A 16,029-nucleotide genomic window follows, 5' to 3' on the forward strand; every position below is an offset into this window, starting at 1 on the left:
AAGAGGAGAAGGACCGGTGGCCGACAACGCGCGGGCCCGCAAGCTGGCCGATCGCATCCAGGTCGTGGTCGCGGAGACCCTGGACCGGCGTATCAAGGATCCGCGACTGGGCTTCGTGACCATCACGGACGCCCGGGTCACCGGTGACCTGCGGGAGGCCACGGTCTTCTATACGGTCTACGGCGACGAGGAGGAGCGGGCGGCGTCCGCGGCGGCGCTGGAGTCCGCCAAGGGCATCCTGCGCTCCGAGGTGGGCCGGCAGACCGGCGTCCGCTTCACGCCCAGCCTGACCTTCGTCCCGGACGCCCTGCCGGACAACGCCCGCACCATCGAGGACCTCCTCCACAAGGCACGGGCCAAGGACGAGGAGGTGCGCGAGGTGTCGACCGGCAAGACGTACGCCGGCGACGCCGACCCGTACCGCAAGCCCGAGGACGACGAGGACGAGGGCGAAGCCTCGGAATGACACAGCACAACAGGACGCCCGACGGGCTTGTCATCGTCGACAAGCCGTCGGGCTTCACTTCGCACGACGTCGTCGCCAAGATGCGCGGGATCGCCAGGACCCGCCGCGTCGGACACGCGGGGACGCTCGACCCCATGGCCACCGGTGTGCTGGTCCTCGGCGTCGAGAAGGCCACCAAACTCCTCGGTCACCTCGCGCTGACCGAGAAGGAGTACCTGGGCACCATCCGCCTCGGGCAGAACACCGTCACCGACGACGCGGAGGGCGAGATCACCTCGTCCGCCGACGCCTCCCGGGTCACCCGCGAGGCCGTCGACGGCGAGGTGGCCAAGCTGACCGGCGACATCATGCAGGTGCCGTCCAAGGTCAGCGCCATCAAGATCGACGGCAAGCGGTCGTACGCCCGGGTACGGGGCGGCGAGGAGTTCGACATCCCCGCCCGCCCGGTGACCGTGTCGTCGTTCCGGGTGTACGACATGCGCGATGCCGTCGCCGAGGACGGCACGCCCGTCGTCGACCTGGTGGTGTCGGTCGTCTGCTCCTCCGGTACGTACATCCGCGCCCTCGCCCGCGACCTCGGCGCCGGACTCGGCGTCGGCGGCCACCTCACGGCCCTGCGGCGCACCCGCGTCGGCCCGTACAAGCTGGACGGCGCGAGGACCCTGGACCAGCTCCAGGAGGAGCTGACCGTCATGCCGATCGCCGACGCCGCCGCGGCCGCGTTCGCCCGCTGGGACGTCGACGAGCGCCGGGCGAAGCTGCTGCTGAACGGCGTCCGCCTGGACATGCCCGCGTACGGGACGGCCCCCGTGGCGGTCTTCGGTCCCGAGGGCCGGTTCCTGGCGCTGGTCGAGGAGAAGAACGGCAAGGCCAAGAGCCTGGCCGTGTTCGGCTGACCGCCCGGCGCCCCCCCCGCACGGGGAGACGCGCCCACCGTGGAGCGGGCCACGGCCCTCCCGCCGCGCCGCGAGGCGCCGGGAGGCCTCCCGGCCCGCTCCACGATCCCCCTCGCAGAGGGTCTATCCGCCCGGCATGCCGGATTCACCCGGTTGGCCAGGCGCTCGGAGTGAAGGGCGGGAGCACTCGGGGGCGCTTTCGTTCCGCGACCTTCACCCGGTGATCAACTCCGTCCTACCGTCGACCCATGGAACGCGGGGAACGGGCGAGGCTGGTGCGGATCTCCGATCCGGCGGGCCGGACCCGCGGGGTCGGCTTCGTCGCCGACGACGAGGGCACGGTCGTCACCAGCCACGAGGCCGTGGACGGGCTGGTCCGGGTGGTCGTGCGCGCACCCGGTCCGGACGGCGGCGCCTCCGTCGCCGAGGGCGACGCGATCGTCCCGCTGCCCGGGGCCGACCTGGCGCTCGTGCGCACCGAGGGGCTCGGCGTGGCCCCCCTGCCGATCGCGGACCGGGGGAGCGTGGCGGCGGGAACATATGTACGGATCGCCGCGGACGGCTGGCGCGAGGCACGGGTCCTGGGCACCGCGCGGGTCACCTACACGGCGGCCGACCGGTTCCACCTGCTCGGCGAGGTGCTGGAGCTCGCCATCGGGACGGAGGGCCGGGAGGCGCTCCGGCTGGGCGGCGAGGCCGCGGGCGGGCCCGTCCTGGACGCCACGACCGGCACCGTCCTCGGCGTGCTGGGCACCGCCCTGCACGCCGGGCACCGGGCGGCCGGGCTCGCCGTACCGCTCGCCAGGGCCGCCGCGGCGGCGCCCGACGGCCCGCTGGCCGCCCTGCTGCGGCGCAACGCCGCCACCGTCCCGGCGTACGGCGCCGACCTGAACCTCGCCGGCGCGCTCGCCCTCACCGCCACCACCACCGCGACCACCGGTGCGCCCGGCACCCCGCCCGACCCGGTGGAACGCCGCTCCGTCGCGAGGGAGCTGGAGGCCTTCACGGACTCGGACGCCGTGGCCTTCGCCCTCGTCGGCGACCCCGGCTGCGGACGCACCACCGCACTGCGCGCCCTCGCCGCCCGCCGCGCGGGCGGCGACGCACCCGCCCCCACCCTCTGGCTGCGCGGCGCCGACCTCCGTGCCGACGACGCCTCCCTGGACGACGCGGTCGCCCGGGCGCTGCGGCAGGCCGGCCGTGTCGTCGCCTGCTCGGGCGCGCCGGGCGACATGTCGGCCGCCACCCCGGCGCGGGTGGCGCGGCTCGCCCTCGACCGGGGCCGCCCCCTCCTCGTCGTTCTCGACGGCGCGGAGGAGATGCCCCCCGTCCTGGCGCACCGGCTCGCCGAGTGGACCGCGGCAACGGCCGGCTGGCTCCGGGCGCACCGCGTCCGGCTCGTCGTCGCCTGCCGGCCCGAGCACTGGGAACAGGCGGGCGCGCTGTACCCCGCCGGGGCGCTGTACCGGCCCGGCCGGCCCGCCTGGCGGCTGCCGGACGCCCTGCGGATCGGCGACCTGGCCGGGCGGGAGGCCCGGCGGGTGCGCGAGCGGTACGGTTTGCCCGGCGACGCCCTCGCGGTGGCCGACGCCCGGCACCCGCTCGCCCTCCGGCTCCTCGCCGAGGTGCGGGAGGCGCTGCCCGGTGACGTACCGGGACGGCCCGGCCGGGCGGAGGTGTTCGCCGCGCACCTGGACCTGCTGTGCCTGCGCGTCGCCGGCCGGATCGCCACCGCGGCCCGGCCCCCGCTGCGGGGCACCGCGCTGCGGCGGCTCGCCGCCCGGGTCGCCGGGCGCGTCCACGAGGCGGCCAGGCGGTGCCTGGGACCCGGGCAGGGCGAACTGTCCCGGGAGGCGTTCGAGGAACTGTTCCCCTGGGCCACCGGCTGGGCGGCCGCCGTGCTGACGGAGGGCGTGCTGGTCCCGGCGGGTACCGGCTACCGGTTCGCCCACGAGGAGGTCGGCGACTGGATCCAGGGCGCCCACCTGGACCTGGACGCGGCGCTGCGGGCGCTGGTGCACGAGGGCACGCATGGGGACCTCCCGGTACCCCGCCACCGGATCGGCCCGGTCCTCCAGGCGCTCCTGCTGCTGGACCGCGCCCGGCGGCCGACCGCCCTGGCAACCCGGCTGGAGGGCCTGGTCGACGCCCTGGACCGGCTCGCGCCCGCGCCCGGTGCGGGGGCCGGGCCCCACGGGACCGACGCCGGTACGGAGGGCCGGGGCGACGGGACCTCCCGCGACGCGGGCGCCGGGGCCGGCGCACCGGTGGACGCCGGCGTACCGGGGGCCGAGGGGCGGGACGGGGACGCCGCCTGGTGGTGTGCCCGGCTGCTGGGGGAGACCCTGCTCCGGGTCCCGGACGTGCGGCCCTACACGGGCGTGCTGCGGCGGCTCGCCGAGTGCGTCACCGACCGTTCCGTCCGGCGGGGCGGCGCGCCCGTAGCGGACCAGGACCCGCTGCACGAGTTCGGGCCCTGGTTCTGGGAACGGCTCCGGCTCGGCGAGGACGACCGCCTCGACCTGCTGCGGCGCCTCGTGCCCGCCGACGGGGCACCCGGCGCGCGGGACGTACCGCGCTACCTGGACGCCGTCGCCGTACGGCTGGCCGTCGACCCCCGTGGCGTACAGCCCCTGCTGTGCCGCTGGTTCGGCGACGAGCGGCCGCTGCCCGCCCCGCCCGGCGCCACGGTGCGGCCCACCGTCGCCGGGGCGGCGCAGGCGCTGCTGTACGCCCACCGCGATCTGGCCGTCGACGACCTGTGCGAGGCGCTCGTCTCCACCGCCCACCCGCGCGCCGACGAACTGCTCGCCGCCCTCGTCGAGGACGAGCCGGCCGCGCTGTGCCGGGCCGTCGACCGCTGGGCCCACGACGACACCCGGCCAGGACGCCGGGTGGCCGCCGCCACGTACGGGCGGCTCCTCGCCGCCCGGGTCACCACCGACGCGGAACGCGAGCTGCTCCGGTACGCGGCCGTCGCGCTCCTGGCCCGCCCCGGCGACCGGGACCTGCACGGACCGGCGCTCGGCCTCCTCGTCCGCGACCCGCACGGCCGCAGCCGGTACCTCGGCCCTGCCCTGGCCGCCTTCCTCGCCGACGACCCCGCGCTGCCGGCGAGCGCCTTCACCGCCGCCCTGGCCACCCACCCCGAGCCCGTCCTGGCCGCCTTCCGCGCCCGGCTGCTGGACGGCGGCCCCGGGGCGGCCCCCGCCGAGGTGCTCGCCGTCCTCGCCGAGGTGCGCACCCCGGCGCTGGCCCGCCGCGCCGCCGAACTGGTCCGCGCGTACGTCCATCACCACCCGGCGGGCGCCGCCCACGCCGCCGCGTACGTCGACCGGCGCCTGGAGCAGGGCCCTGCCGCCCGTGCCGTGCTCTTCCCACTGGTCAGCGGGCTGCTGCGGGGCTCTCCCGTGGAGGTGCGCGGCGCGCTGGCCCCCGTCCTCGCCGCGCCCGGCACGCCCGCGTCCCGCCCGCTGCGCGACGAGCTCCTCGACGTACTCCTGGAGTACGAGCGGTACGAGAGCCACGACGGCCGGGACCTCGCCGTGCTCGACGCGCTGCTGCGGGCCGCCGCGCTCGGGTGTACGCGGCGGCCGGAGGCCCGCACCCGGGAGCTGGTCCACCGGACGGGGCTGCTCCTGGTCCGCACGCCCGAGGGCGCGACCTGCTTCGACCGGCGGCTGGTCGAGCTCGCCCGGGAGGTGCCGGGCTTCGCGTCCCTCGTCACCGGCTGGCTGCGGGAGGCGCCGGGGGACTGGGCGTTCGTGGTCGGCCCCAGCGCCCGGCGGACCGTCGAGGGCCTGGGCGGTCCGGCCCATCCGGTGCCGATGCGGGCCGCGAGCCGTGGGCATGGCAGTCTTAGACCTGCGTAAGAGGTCCATGACGTACACGGGTTCGGGCGAGGAGCGGTCACAGTGCAGCGCTGGCGTGGCTTGGAGGACATCCCCCAGGACTGGGGGCGCAGCGTCGTCACCATCGGCTCCTACGACGGGGTGCACCGCGGACACCAGCTGATCATCGGCCGGGCGGTGGAGCGGGCGCGTGAACTCGGCGTCCCGTCCGTCGTCGTGACCTTCGACCCGCACCCCTCCGAGGTGGTCCGCCCCGGCAGCCACCCGCCGCTGCTGGCCCCGCACCACCGGCGGGCCGAGCTGATGGCCGGGCTCGGTGTCGACGCGGTGCTGGTGCTGCCGTTCACGGCCGGGTTCTCGCAGCTCTCGCCGGCCGACTTCATCGTGAAGGTGCTCGTCGACAAACTGCACGCGCGTGCCGTCATCGAGGGCCCCAACTTCCGCTTCGGCCACCGGGCGGCCGGGAACGTCGACTTCCTCCGGGAGCTGGGCGCGACGTACGACTACGAGGTCGAGGTCGTCGACCTGTACGTCCGCGGCGAGGCGGGCGGCGGCGAGCCGTTCTCCTCCACCCTGACCCGGCGCCTGGTCGCCGAGGGCGACGTCGAGGGCGCCGCCGAGATCCTGGGCCGCCCGCACCGCGTCGAGGGCGTCGTCGTGCGCGGCGCCCAGCGCGGCCGCGAGCTGGGGTACCCCACGGCGAACGTCGAGACCCTGCCGCACACCGCGATCCCCGCGGACGGCGTGTACGCCGGCTGGCTCACGGCGGCCGGGGAGCGGATGCCCGCCGCCATCTCGGTCGGCACCAACCCGCAGTTCGACGGCACGGAGCGGACCGTCGAGGCGTACGCCATCGACCGCGTCGGCCTGGACCTGTACGGGCTGCACGTGGCGGTCGACTTCCTGGCGTACGTACGGGGCCAGGAGAAGTTCGCGTCGATCGAGGCGCTCCTGGAGGCGATCGCGGCGGACGTCAAGCGCTGCCGCGAACTCACCGCCGACCGCTAGGTCGTGTCTGCGGCGCCCCGTCAGCCCTGCCGCGCCGCCCAGTGGCACGCCGCCCCCCGGCCGCGGCCGTCCAGGACCGGCAGGTCCCCGGTGCGGCACGCGGCCGCCACGCCCGCCCGGTCAGCCTCCCCGGACGCCAGGACCGGGCAGCGGGCGTGGAACCGGCACCCCGCCGGGACGCGGGACGGGTCCGGGGGCTCACCCGTCAGGAGCACCGGCTCCGTGTCGGACTCGGGGAGCACCGACAGCAGCGCCCGGGTGTACGGGTGGCGCGGCGCCGACAGGACCTCCTCCACCGTGCCGGTCTCGACGACCCGCCCCAGGTACATCACCGCCACCCGGTCGGCGATGTTCCACGCCAGGCCCAGGTCGTGCGTGACGACCAGCGCGGCCAGGCCCAGCTCGTCGCGCAGGCGCAGGAGCAGCGCGAGGATCTCGCCGCGCACCGAGGCGTCCAGGGAGGCGACCGGCTCGTCGGCGACGATGAGCTCGGGTTCGAGGACCAGCGCCCCGGCGATGACGACCCGCTGCCGCTGGCCGCCCGACAGCTCGTGCGGGTAACGGAGGAAGAACCGCTCCGGGGGCCGTAGTCCCGCCCGGGCGAGCGCCGAGGCGACGGCGGCCCGCTCGTCCCCGCCGTACCCGTGGATCCGCAGCCCCTCCGCGACCGCGTCGTACACGGTGTGGCGGGGATTGAGCGAGCCGCTCGGGTCCTGGAGCACGAGCTGTACCCGCCGCCGGTGGCTCTTGAGGTCCCGGGAGGCGTACGACAGGGGCGCCCCGTCGAAGGTGACCGAGCCGGACGTGGGCCGGACCAGGCCCAGCAGTGAGCGTGCCAGGGTCGTCTTGCCGCACCCCGACTCGCCCACGAGCGCGACGATCTCGCCGGCGCCGATCTCCAGGTCCACCCCGTCCACGGCACGGGCGGCCGGGCCACCGCGCCGGCCGGGGAAGGTGACGTGCAGCCCGGAGGCGGCGAGCAGGGGGTTCATGCGGGGCTCCCGTCCGTCAGGAGGCAGGCCGCCAGGTGACCGGGCGCCGCCCGGACCAGCGGCGGGTCCTGGGACGCGCACGTCTCCAGCGCGACCGGGCAGCGCGGGTGGAACGTACAGCCGGAGGGCAGCGCGGCCGGGTCGGGAGGGTCGCCGGGCAGACCGCGCGGGGCGAGCCGGGAGGCCGGGTCGCCGATGCGGGGGAAGGCGGCCGACAGGGCGCGCCCGTAGGGGTGCCGGGCGGCGTCGTAGACGTCCCGGGCCGGTCCCTCCTCGACGATCCGGCCCGCGTACATCACCGCCAGCCGGTCACAGGTGTCGGCCAGGACGGCCAGGTCGTGACTGATCATGACGAGGCCGATGTCCCGTTCGCCGACCAGCGTCTCCAGCAGCCGCAGGACCTGCGCCTGGATCATCACGTCGAGCGCGGTCGTCGGCTCGTCCGCCACGATCAGCCGGGGCTCGCAGGCCAGCGCCATGGCGATCATCACGCGCTGCCGCTGCCCGCCGGACAGTTCGTGCGGGTACGCACCGGCCCGCGCGGCCGGCAGCCCGACCTGCTCCAGCAGCGCGCCCACCCGGGTGCGGGCCGCCCCGGCGGTCGCCCTCCGGTGGACGAGGAGGGGCTCGGCGATCTGGTCGCCGATCCGGTGGACGGCGTTGAGCGAGTGCATGGCGCCCTGGAACACGATCGACGCGCCCGCCCACCGTACGGCCCGCAACCGTCCCCACGTCATGGTCAGGACGTCCTCGCCGTCCAGCAGGATCCGCCCGGTCAGCCGGGCGGAGGCGGGCAGCAGCCGCAGCAGGGCCAGCGCCAGGGTCGACTTGCCGCACCCCGACTCACCGGCGACGCCAAGCTTCCGCCCCGCCTCCAGGGTCAGGCCGACCCCGCGCACGGCGGGTACGGCGGCGTCGCCCGTCCCGTACGTGACGTGCAGGTCCTGGATGTCGAGCAGGCTCAACGCCCCACCCCCAGCCTCGGGTTCAGCACGGACTCGACCGCCCGCCCGCACAGGGTGAAGGAGAGGGCGACGACGGCGATGGCGATCCCGGGCGGGGCCAGGTACCACCAGTGCCCGGACGACACCGCGCCCGCCTCGCGCGCGTCCTGGAGCATCCCGCCCCAGGAGACGACCGACGGATCGCCCAGGCCCAGGAAGGCCAGCGTCGCCTCGGTGAGGATCGCGGCCGAGATGCCCAGCGTGGTCTGCGACAGCACCAGCGGCATGACGTTGGGCAGCACATGGCAGCTCATGACGTGGCCGTGGCCGCCGCCGAGCGCCCTGGCGCGCTCGATGTACGGGCGGGACTCCACCGCGATGGTCTGCGCCCGCACCAGCCGGGCCGTGGTGGGCCAGCTCGTGATCCCGATGGCGAGGACCACCGTCCACATGCTCCGGGACATCACCGTGGCCAGCACGATCGCCAGCACCAGCGCCGGCATCACCAGGAACCAGTCGGTGACGCGCATGGCCACGGTCGAGAGCCAGCCGCCGAAGTGGCCCGCCAGGATCCCCACCAGGGTGCCGATGGCGACGGACAGCGCCGCCGCGAGCAGTCCGACGGCCAGCGATACCCGGGCGCCCCACACCAGCAGGTCCAGCAGCGACCGGCCGAACTGGTCCGTCCCGAGCGGGAACGCGGCGCTCGGCGCCTCCAGCGGCGTACCGGACGCACCGGTCACACTCCGCACCTCGTCACCGGCTCCCACGAGCAGCGGGGCGGCGAGCGCGACCAGCGCGATGAGGGCGAGGGCGGCGAGCCCGTACAGCCCGGCCCGCTGCCGGCGGTACCGGTGCCAGAACCGCGCCGCCGACTCCCGGCGGCGCGCCCACGTCAACGAGGACTTCGCGGAGGACTCCGGGGAGGAGTTCGCGGAGGACGTCGAGGAAGGGTCCGGGGAGGAGTTCGCGGAGGACATCGAGGAGGGGTCCGGGGAGGAGTTCGCTGAGGACTCCGGGGAAGTGGTCATCGGCCCACCCGGGGGTCGAGGAACGGGTACAGCAGGTCGGCGAGCAGGTTCATCACGATCATCGCCCCGGCGAAGACGACGAACAGACCCTGCACGAGCGGCAGGTCCGGTACGGACAGCGCCTGGTAGAACAGTCCCCCGAGCCCCGGCCAGGAGAACACCGTCTCCACGAGAATCGACCCGGCGGCCACGTGCCCCAGGTTGATGAACACCATCGTGACGGTGGGCAGCAGCGCGTTGGGCACGGCGTGCCGGCGGCGCACCAAGTCGTCCCGCAGCCCCTTGGCCCGCGCGGTCGTCAGGTAGTCGCCCCCCATCTCGTCGAGCAGCGAGGCGCGCATCACCAGCAGCGTCTGCGCGTACCCCACGGCCACCAGGGTGAGCACGGGGAGCACCATGTGGTGGGCGACGTCCAGGACGTACCCGAACCCCGTCGCGTCACCCGACTCCATGCCGCCGGTGGGGAAGAGGCCGGGCACCGGCCCGACACCCACCGAGAAGACGATGATGGCCAGCAGCCCGAGCCAGAACGACGGGACGGACCACAGCGTCAGTGCGACGGCCGTGTTCAGCCTGTCCCCGGGGCCGCCGTGGCGCCAGGCGGAACGGGTGCCGAGCCACAGCCCGATCGCCGAGTAGAGCACGACGGCCACCCCGGTGAGCAGCAGCGTGGCCGGCACCTTCTGCGCGATCAGCTCCCCGACCGGCGTCCGGAACTGGTAGGACGTGCCGAGGTCGCCGGTCAGCGCCTTGGCGCAGTAGTCGGTGAACTGCTGCCACAGCGGCAGGTCGAGCCCGAACTGCCGCCGCAGGGTCGCCATCTGCTCGGCCGACGTCGGCATGCCGTGCGTCATGACCTTGACCGGGTCGCCGGGCAGGACACGGAACAGGAAGAAGCTGGTGACGAGCACGGCGAAGAGGGAGACGGCCGCGCCGCCCAGCTTGCCCGCCAGGTAGCGCGGATAGCCGCTCGTCGTCCTGCCCGGGCGCCGCGCCGCCTCGGCGGGCGGGCCGACGGTGGTCACCACCGGCTACTCGCGGTCGTCGGCGGTGGAGCGGCGGCGCATTGCGGCCCAGACGCCCACCGCGACCAGGACCAGTGCGGCGGGGCCGATCACCAGCCACACCGTCGCCGAGGAGCCGGAGCCGTCGTCCGGGCCCTTCGCGGCCGGCTCCGCGGACCACCAGCTCCAGTAGCCGTCCTGGCCCCAGATGTTGCCGCCGTCCGAGGGCATCGTGGTGATCGACGCGATCTGGTCGGTGCGGTAGGCCTCGACCGCGTTGGGGTACGCGATGACGTTCATGTACCCCGTGTCGTACAGCCGCGACTGCAACCGCTTGACCAGGTCGGCCCGTCGGGCCGTGTCGTACTCCACCGCCTGCTGGGCGTACAGCTCGTCGTACCGCGCGTCACAGATGAAGTTGTCGGTCGCGCCGGTGTCCTTGGGGGTGGCGGGGAGTGCGCCGCAGGTGTGGATGGACAGGACGAAGTCGGGGTCCGGGTTGACCGACCAGCCGTCGAAGGCCAGGTCGTAGTCGCCCTTCGCCCAGGGGTCGGAGACGTTGTCGAGGCAGTCGACCTCCAGGCCGATGCCGAGCTCGCCCCACCACTCCTGGAGGTACTTGCCGACCGCCTTGTCGTTGGGGTCGGTGGCGTGGCACAGGATCCGGAAGTCCAGCGGCCTGCCGTTCTTGCCGGCCCGCTTGCCGCCGGCGTTCTTCCGGTAGCCCGCCCGGTCCAGTGTCCGCGCCGCCTGTGCCGGGTCGTAGGCGATCCGCTGCGCGCCCCCGGGCTTCCAGAAGTACGTGCCGAAGCGCGGCGGGATGTACCCCTCGCCCTCCACGGCGTGGCCCTGGAAGACCTTCTCCACGATGGTCCTCCGGTCGACCGCCTGGAACAGGGCCTTGCGGACCGCCGGGTCGAGCAGTGCCGGGTGGCCGCTGCCGAACTTCCTGCCGTCCCTGGCACGCGCCCCGGGGTTGGTGGCGAGGGCGAAGAACCGGCGGCCGGGGGCGTCGTTCACCTTGATGTCCGGCGCCGACTTCAGGGCCGCGGCCTGGGCGGGGGTGAGGTTCGGTACGAAGGACACCTCGCCCTTGCGCAGTGCGGCGACGGCCGCGTCACCGTCCTTGTAGTAGCGCAGCACCAGCTCGTCGAACTTGGGCGCGCCGCGCCAGAACGTCTTGTTGGGCGTGAGCTTGACGTACTGGTCGACCTTGTAGTCGGTGATGACGAAGGGGCCGTTGCCGACGATGGGGAACCGCTTGTCGTTGTTGAACTTCGAGAAGTCTCCGACCTTCTCCCAGACGTGCTTGGGGACGATCGGGACGTCGAGGGCCGTCATGGTGGCCTGCGGCTTCTTCAGCTTGATGACCAGCGTCCTCGGGTCCGGCGCGGTGACCTGCCGGAAGTTCGCGGTGAAGCTGCCGTTGGCGGTGGCGGCGTTCTCGTCCGTCATCATCTTGGTGAACGTCCAGGCCGCGTCCTCGGCGGTGGCCTTCTTCCCGTCCGACCACGTGGAGTCGTCCCGGATCGTGTAGGTCCACGTCAGCTTGTCCGGCGACGACTTCCAGGCGGTGGCGAGGCCGGGGACGGGGTGCGCGTCCTTGGCGTCGTAGTTGGTGAGGTACTCGTAGGCGAGCCGGTGGATGCTGGTGGAGACCAGCCGCTGGGCGAGGAACGGGCTCAGCGAGTCCACGCTCTGCGAGACGGCGATGCTGAGGACGGTCCTGCCGTCCCCGCCGTCCCCCTCGTCCGCCCGCGCGGGCTGGCCGGCGGTGAGTGAGGTGGCGGCTAAGCCTGAGGCGAGAAGCAGGCGGAGGGAGCGGTGTGGAGCCATGGTGACCATGAGGTTGACCTCGCGTCCATCTCGGGGCGCCGGCTGGTGAAGCGAAGGTCTACCAGCGGGACGGAGGCGCGTCAACGACGCGTCGGCGATCCTTTGACCATCCGTTGACGAGCCGTCAAACCCGCTCTGTGCTGCGAGAATGCGGTGAGGGCCCGCACCGTGACGACGGTGCGGGCCCTCATTGGTCCAGTCCTCTGACGCCCTACTGCTGAGGAGCTGGCGGAGCCTGCGGGGGCTGCTGCTGGGGCTGTTGTTGCGGATGCTGCTGCTGCGGCCAGCCGGGCTGCGGCTGCGGCGGCTGGGGCTGCTGCGGGTACTGCTGGGGGTGTTGCGGCTGCTGCGGCTGGTGCTGCGGGTACTGCGGGTGCGGCGCCGGGGGCGGGGCCTGGCCGGGCTGAACCGGCTGCTGGTACGGCTCCCAGCCCTGTGCGGGATACGGCTGGCCGGGGGCCGTCTGACCGGGCACCGGCTGCTGGGGCGGGTAGGGCTGGCCCGGCACCGGCTGGCCGGGCACCGGCGGGGCCAACTGGGGCGGCACGGACCCGTGGCCGTCACCGGTCCACAGCCCCTGCGCCTGCTGCGCCCGTACGAAGTCCTCGGCGACCATCGCGGAGAGGTTGAAGTACGCCTCGCGCGTCTTCGGCCGCATCATGTCCAGGTCCACCTCGGCGCCCGCCGCCAGGTGCTCGTCGAACGGCACCACGACGACCCCGCGGCAACGCGTCTCGAAGTGCTGCACGATGTCGTCGACCTTGATCATCTTGCCGGTCTCGCGCACCCCGGAGATCACCGTGATCGAGCGCTGCACCAGATCCGCGTACCCGTGCGCCGACAGCCAGTCGAGCGTGGTCGACGCACTGGACGCACCGTCGACGGACGGGGTCGAGATGATGATCAACTGGTCGGCGAGGTCCAGGACACCACGCATGGCGCTGTAGAGCAGGCCCGTGCCGGAGTCGGTCAGGATGATCGGGTACTGCCTGCCCAGGACGTCGATCGCGCGCCGGTAGTCCTCGTCGTTGAACGTCGTCGACACGGCCGGGTCCACGTCGTTGGCGATGATCTCCAGGCCGGAGGGCGCCTGCGAGGTGAAGCGGCGGATGTCCATGTACGAGTTGAGGTACGGGATCGCCTGGACCAGGTCCCGGATCGTGGCCCCGGTCTCGCGGCGCACGCGCCGGCCGAGCGTACCGGCGTCGGGGTTGGCGTCGATCGCGAGGATCTTGTCCTGCCGCTCGGTCGCGAGGGTGGCGCCCAGGGCGGTGGTGGTCGTCGTCTTGCCGACGCCGCCCTTGAGGGAGATGACCGCGATCCGGTAGCAGGACAGCACCGGCGTACGGATCAGCTCCAGCTTGCGCTGGCGCTCCGCCTCCTCCTTCTTGCCGCCGAGTTTGAACCGGGCGGAGGCGGAGGGGTTCCGGCTGGACTTGGCCTTCTGCTTGTTGTTGCGCAGCAGGCGGTCGGAGGAGAGCTCCACCGCGGCCGTGTAACCCAGCGGCGCCCCCGGCACGGACCGCTCGCGCTGGTCGTGCGTGACGGAGCTGGGCCAGGCGGCCCCGGTCCGCGGATCGACGGGCGGCTGCTGCGGGTGCGGGGTGGGGTGCTGGGCTGCGTGCGGGTGCTGGGCGGGCTGCGGGTGCTGCGCGGGCTGTGGGTGCTGGCCGGGCTGGGCGTGCGGCTGGGGCTGGTGCTGGTGCTGGTGCTGGGGCTGGGCCGGGTGGGGGAAGCCGTAGCCGCCCTGGGGTGCGGGCTGCGCCATGGGCTGCTGGCCCGGGTGCGGGAAGCCGTAGCCCGCCTGCGGTGCTTGCTGCTGGCCGGGGTGGGGGAACCCGTACCCGGCCGGGGGCGCGGGGGCCTGCGGCGGGAGCGGCGCGGCGGGTGCCGGGGCCGGGGCCGGGGTCTGGTCCTGGGCGGGCGCGGCCGGAGCCGGCTGTGCGGGGGGCTGCGCCTGCGCCTGGGCAGGCGGTACGGGCCACTGGGGCGCGGCGGTCGGCGCGGCCGGCTGGAACGCGGGCGGCAGCGGCGGGAGCCCCGCTCCCTGCTGGCCCGGCACCGGGGCCCACGGCTGCGCGGGCGCGGGCGGTGCGGTGTCCTGGGGTGCGGGGCCCTGGGACGCGGTGTCCTGGGGTGCGGGGCCCTGGGACGCGGTGTCCTGGGGTGCGGGGCCCTGGGACGCGGTGTCCTGGGGTGCGGGGCCCGTGGGCACGGCGTCGGCGACCGCACCGGTGGCCTCCGGCGCCTCCTCCGCCCCGGTGGGCGTCCCGGCGACAGGGCCCTCGCCGTTCCCCGGGGCGTCGGGCCCGGCCTGGGCGTCCGCGTCGGCGTCCACCGCAGCGCCGTCGCCCTCGGAGCCGCCCTGCGAGGGCTCGGCCCGCTCGGCCGATCCCGCCGCCTCACGTGCCGCGATCTCCGCCATCTCGCGCTTCAGCGCGGCGGGGGAGAAGCGCATGGTGGCCCCGCTCTCCACGTCGCCGCCACCGAACGGCTGCGGCTGGTCCGCGGCCACGACCGGCTCGGCCTGCACCGGCTCGGCCTGCACCGGCTCGGCCTGCACCGGAGCCGGCCCCGTCTCCGGCTCCCGCGCGGGCTCGGCAGCCGCCTGGGCGACGGGAGCGACCGGAGGCGCCGCCGGAGCGGGCGCCTCCGGGCCAGGCACGGCAGGCACCGCGGGCACGGCAGGCACCGCGGGCACGGCAGGCACCGCGGGCACGGCAGGCACCGCGGGGGCCTCCGCCGCCGGCGCCCCCGGCGCCCAACCCGACTCGAAGTCGCCGCTCGACGGCGCCCCAGGAGCCTCAGCCGCCTCCGGAGCCACCACCGCCCCCGCATCCGGTGCCACAACCCCGTCGACAGCCGCGGCCGCAACCCCCTCAGCGGACGCGGGCGCATCCGCCACCGCCGCCTCCGCGGGCACATCCGCGGCCGCCGGCGCGGGCTGCTCGGGCACCGCCACCGGCTGCTCGGGCACCGCCACCGGTGTGGCACCGTGCGGCGGCGGGGGCGGGACGGGCGTGGCCGACGGAGCGGCGGGCGTCCCGGCCCCCGACGTGTCGCCCGCGTTCTGCGTGTACCAGGCGGGCGGGGTGTAGTCGATGGTGAACTCACCCGTCATCTCGGCGGGATCCGCGTCGGACTCCTCGACGGGAATGTTCCAGCTCCCGTGGATGTCGTCCCGATCGCCGTTCACTTTGCCTCCTGGTGTGGTCGAGCACCCTTGTGCCGTCGTGGGTGGGGGCCACCGTTGTTCCGATCGGCCCGGCTCTCCCCCGGGGCGTGGCGGCCATGCCCGTACGACCGCGCCGCGCCCTCACCCACCCTAATCGCCAACACCACCCGCCCGGCAGGCCCGCCCGGCGTCGGCGCACCTCCGCGCCCCACCCGTGTCCCTCATGTGACCTGCACACGGCGGAGCGTGAGGGGCAGAGCCGTACAAAAGGGGAGCGATCCAACGGAAGCGGGGCCCGGTCGGCCGGCGAGGTCCCGAAGGTCCCTGCCATGGCCGGGTCCTGGCCCCGTCCTGTACCCGGTCCCGTCCCGCGTGCCGGCCCCGGGCCGTCAGCGCAGGTCGAACTCGCCGTCGCGCGCCCCGAGCACGAACGCCCGCCACTCGGCCTCCGTGTACCGCAGGACGGTGCCGGGGTCCAGGGAGGAGCGCATGGCGACGGCCCCGCCCGGGAGGTAGGCGATCTCCACCCGCTCCTCGTCCGCGCTCGTTCCCGGGGCGCCGTGCCATTCGACGCCGGAAATGTCGAGCGCGTACAGCGCTTCCTTCTCCTCTGCGCTCCCCATCACGGTTCCCTTCGGTCACGGCCGGCCGGCCGGGCGTGGGCAAACACCCGGTGGCGGCGCGTAGTTGGATGTTGCTGAAGCGTCACCATCGGTATCGTAGGCCAGTCGGCAGGCCGGGGACGGACGTCTTCCGCGGATCGGTACGCCGCCCGGCGGGGCCCGCGTCGGCCGCAGCCGGGCCCGTACGTCACCCGGGGGAGTGA

At 74.9% G+C, this 16,029-nt stretch carries 11 protein-coding genes; 4 read left to right on the forward strand and 7 right to left on the reverse strand.

The annotated features are described in order from the left end of the window. The first annotated feature begins 16 nt into the window (after nucleotides 1–16). The 4 genes from rbfA to ACF068_RS31360 all read left to right on the forward strand — a co-directional run bounded on the left by rbfA (nucleotide 17) and on the right by ACF068_RS31360 (nucleotide 6,221). Complete coding sequence (rbfA, locus tag ACF068_RS31345) at nucleotides 17–466, forward strand: 30S ribosome-binding factor RbfA (RefSeq protein WP_392277702.1); 450 nt, start codon at nucleotides 17–19, stop codon at nucleotides 464–466. After that, a complete protein-coding gene (truB, locus tag ACF068_RS31350) occupies nucleotides 463–1,362 on the forward strand; it encodes a tRNA pseudouridine(55) synthase TruB (protein ID WP_392277703.1) in 900 nt (299 codons plus the stop codon). The genes rbfA and truB overlap by 4 nt, the downstream gene beginning before the upstream one ends. Nucleotides 1,363–1,610: 248 nt before the next feature. Continuing rightward, complete coding sequence (locus ACF068_RS31355; RefSeq protein ID WP_392277704.1) at nucleotides 1,611–5,234, forward strand: trypsin-like peptidase domain-containing protein; 3,624 nt, start codon at nucleotides 1,611–1,613, stop codon at nucleotides 5,232–5,234. 42 nt (nucleotides 5,235–5,276) lie between these two features. Beyond that, entirely contained in the window at nucleotides 5,277–6,221 is a 945-nt protein-coding gene (locus ACF068_RS31360; protein ID WP_392277705.1) for a bifunctional riboflavin kinase/FAD synthetase, read from the forward strand. A gap of 20 nt (nucleotides 6,222–6,241) precedes the next feature. Here ACF068_RS31360 and ACF068_RS31365 read toward each other — a convergent pair whose 3' ends face one another. The 7 genes from ACF068_RS31365 to ACF068_RS31395 form a co-directional block, all read right to left on the reverse strand. Further along, nucleotides 6,242–7,213, reverse strand: coding sequence for an ABC transporter ATP-binding protein (locus tag ACF068_RS31365; protein ID WP_392277706.1), 972 nt, complete (start codon nucleotides 7,211–7,213; stop codon nucleotides 6,242–6,244). Then, nucleotides 7,210–8,178, reverse strand: a complete 969-nt coding sequence (locus tag ACF068_RS31370; RefSeq protein ID WP_392277707.1) for an ABC transporter ATP-binding protein — start codon at nucleotides 8,176–8,178, stop codon at nucleotides 7,210–7,212. Before ACF068_RS31370 ends, ACF068_RS31365 begins: the two co-directional genes overlap by 4 nt. Next, on the reverse strand, nucleotides 8,175–9,188 hold the full coding sequence (locus ACF068_RS31375) for an ABC transporter permease (protein ID WP_392277708.1): 1,014 nt from the start codon (nucleotides 9,186–9,188) through the stop codon (nucleotides 8,175–8,177). The genes ACF068_RS31370 and ACF068_RS31375 overlap by 4 nt, the downstream gene beginning before the upstream one ends. Continuing rightward, on the reverse strand, nucleotides 9,185–10,213 hold the full coding sequence (locus ACF068_RS31380; protein ID WP_392277709.1) for an ABC transporter permease: 1,029 nt from the start codon (nucleotides 10,211–10,213) through the stop codon (nucleotides 9,185–9,187). The genes ACF068_RS31375 and ACF068_RS31380 overlap by 4 nt, the downstream gene beginning before the upstream one ends. Nucleotides 10,214–10,219: 6 nt before the next feature. Next, nucleotides 10,220–12,037 (reverse strand): ABC transporter substrate-binding protein, encoded by a 1,818-nt coding sequence (locus ACF068_RS31385; RefSeq protein WP_392277710.1) that lies wholly within the window; start codon nucleotides 12,035–12,037, stop codon nucleotides 10,220–10,222. 202 nt (nucleotides 12,038–12,239) lie between these two features. Beyond that, the gene (locus ACF068_RS31390) at nucleotides 12,240–15,224 is read right to left on the reverse strand and encodes an SCO5717 family growth-regulating ATPase (RefSeq protein ID WP_392277711.1); all 2,985 of its coding nucleotides are present in this window, start codon (nucleotides 15,222–15,224) and stop codon (nucleotides 12,240–12,242) included. A 368-nt stretch (nucleotides 15,225–15,592) separates the two neighbouring features. Beyond that, a complete protein-coding gene (locus ACF068_RS31395; RefSeq protein WP_392277712.1) occupies nucleotides 15,593–15,826 on the reverse strand; it encodes a DUF397 domain-containing protein in 234 nt (77 codons plus the stop codon). Between the last annotated feature and the right edge of the window lie 203 nt (nucleotides 15,827–16,029).

The organism is Streptomyces sp. NPDC016309, assembly GCF_043077235.1.
Classification (GTDB): domain Bacteria; phylum Actinomycetota; class Actinomycetes; order Streptomycetales; family Streptomycetaceae; genus Streptomyces.

Excerpts from the sequence above, each read along its gene's own strand:
- truB (WP_392277703.1), top strand. The coding sequence starts at position 463 with ATGACACAGCACAACAGGACGCCCGACGGGCTTGTCATCGTCGACAAG.
- ACF068_RS31355 (WP_392277704.1), top strand. The coding sequence starts at position 1,611 with ATGGAACGCGGGGAACGGGCGAGGCTGGTGCGGATCTCCGATCCGGCG.
- ACF068_RS31395 (WP_392277712.1), bottom strand. The coding sequence starts at position 15,826 with ATGGGGAGCGCAGAGGAGAAGGAAGCGCTGTACGCGCTCGACATTTCC.
- ACF068_RS31375 (WP_392277708.1), bottom strand. The coding sequence starts at position 9,188 with ATGACCACTTCCCCGGAGTCCTCAGCGAACTCCTCCCCGGACCCCTCC.
- ACF068_RS31385 (WP_392277710.1), bottom strand. The coding sequence starts at position 12,037 with ATGGTCACCATGGCTCCACACCGCTCCCTCCGCCTGCTTCTCGCCTCA.
- ACF068_RS31365 (WP_392277706.1), bottom strand. The coding sequence starts at position 7,213 with ATGAACCCCCTGCTCGCCGCCTCCGGGCTGCACGTCACCTTCCCCGGC.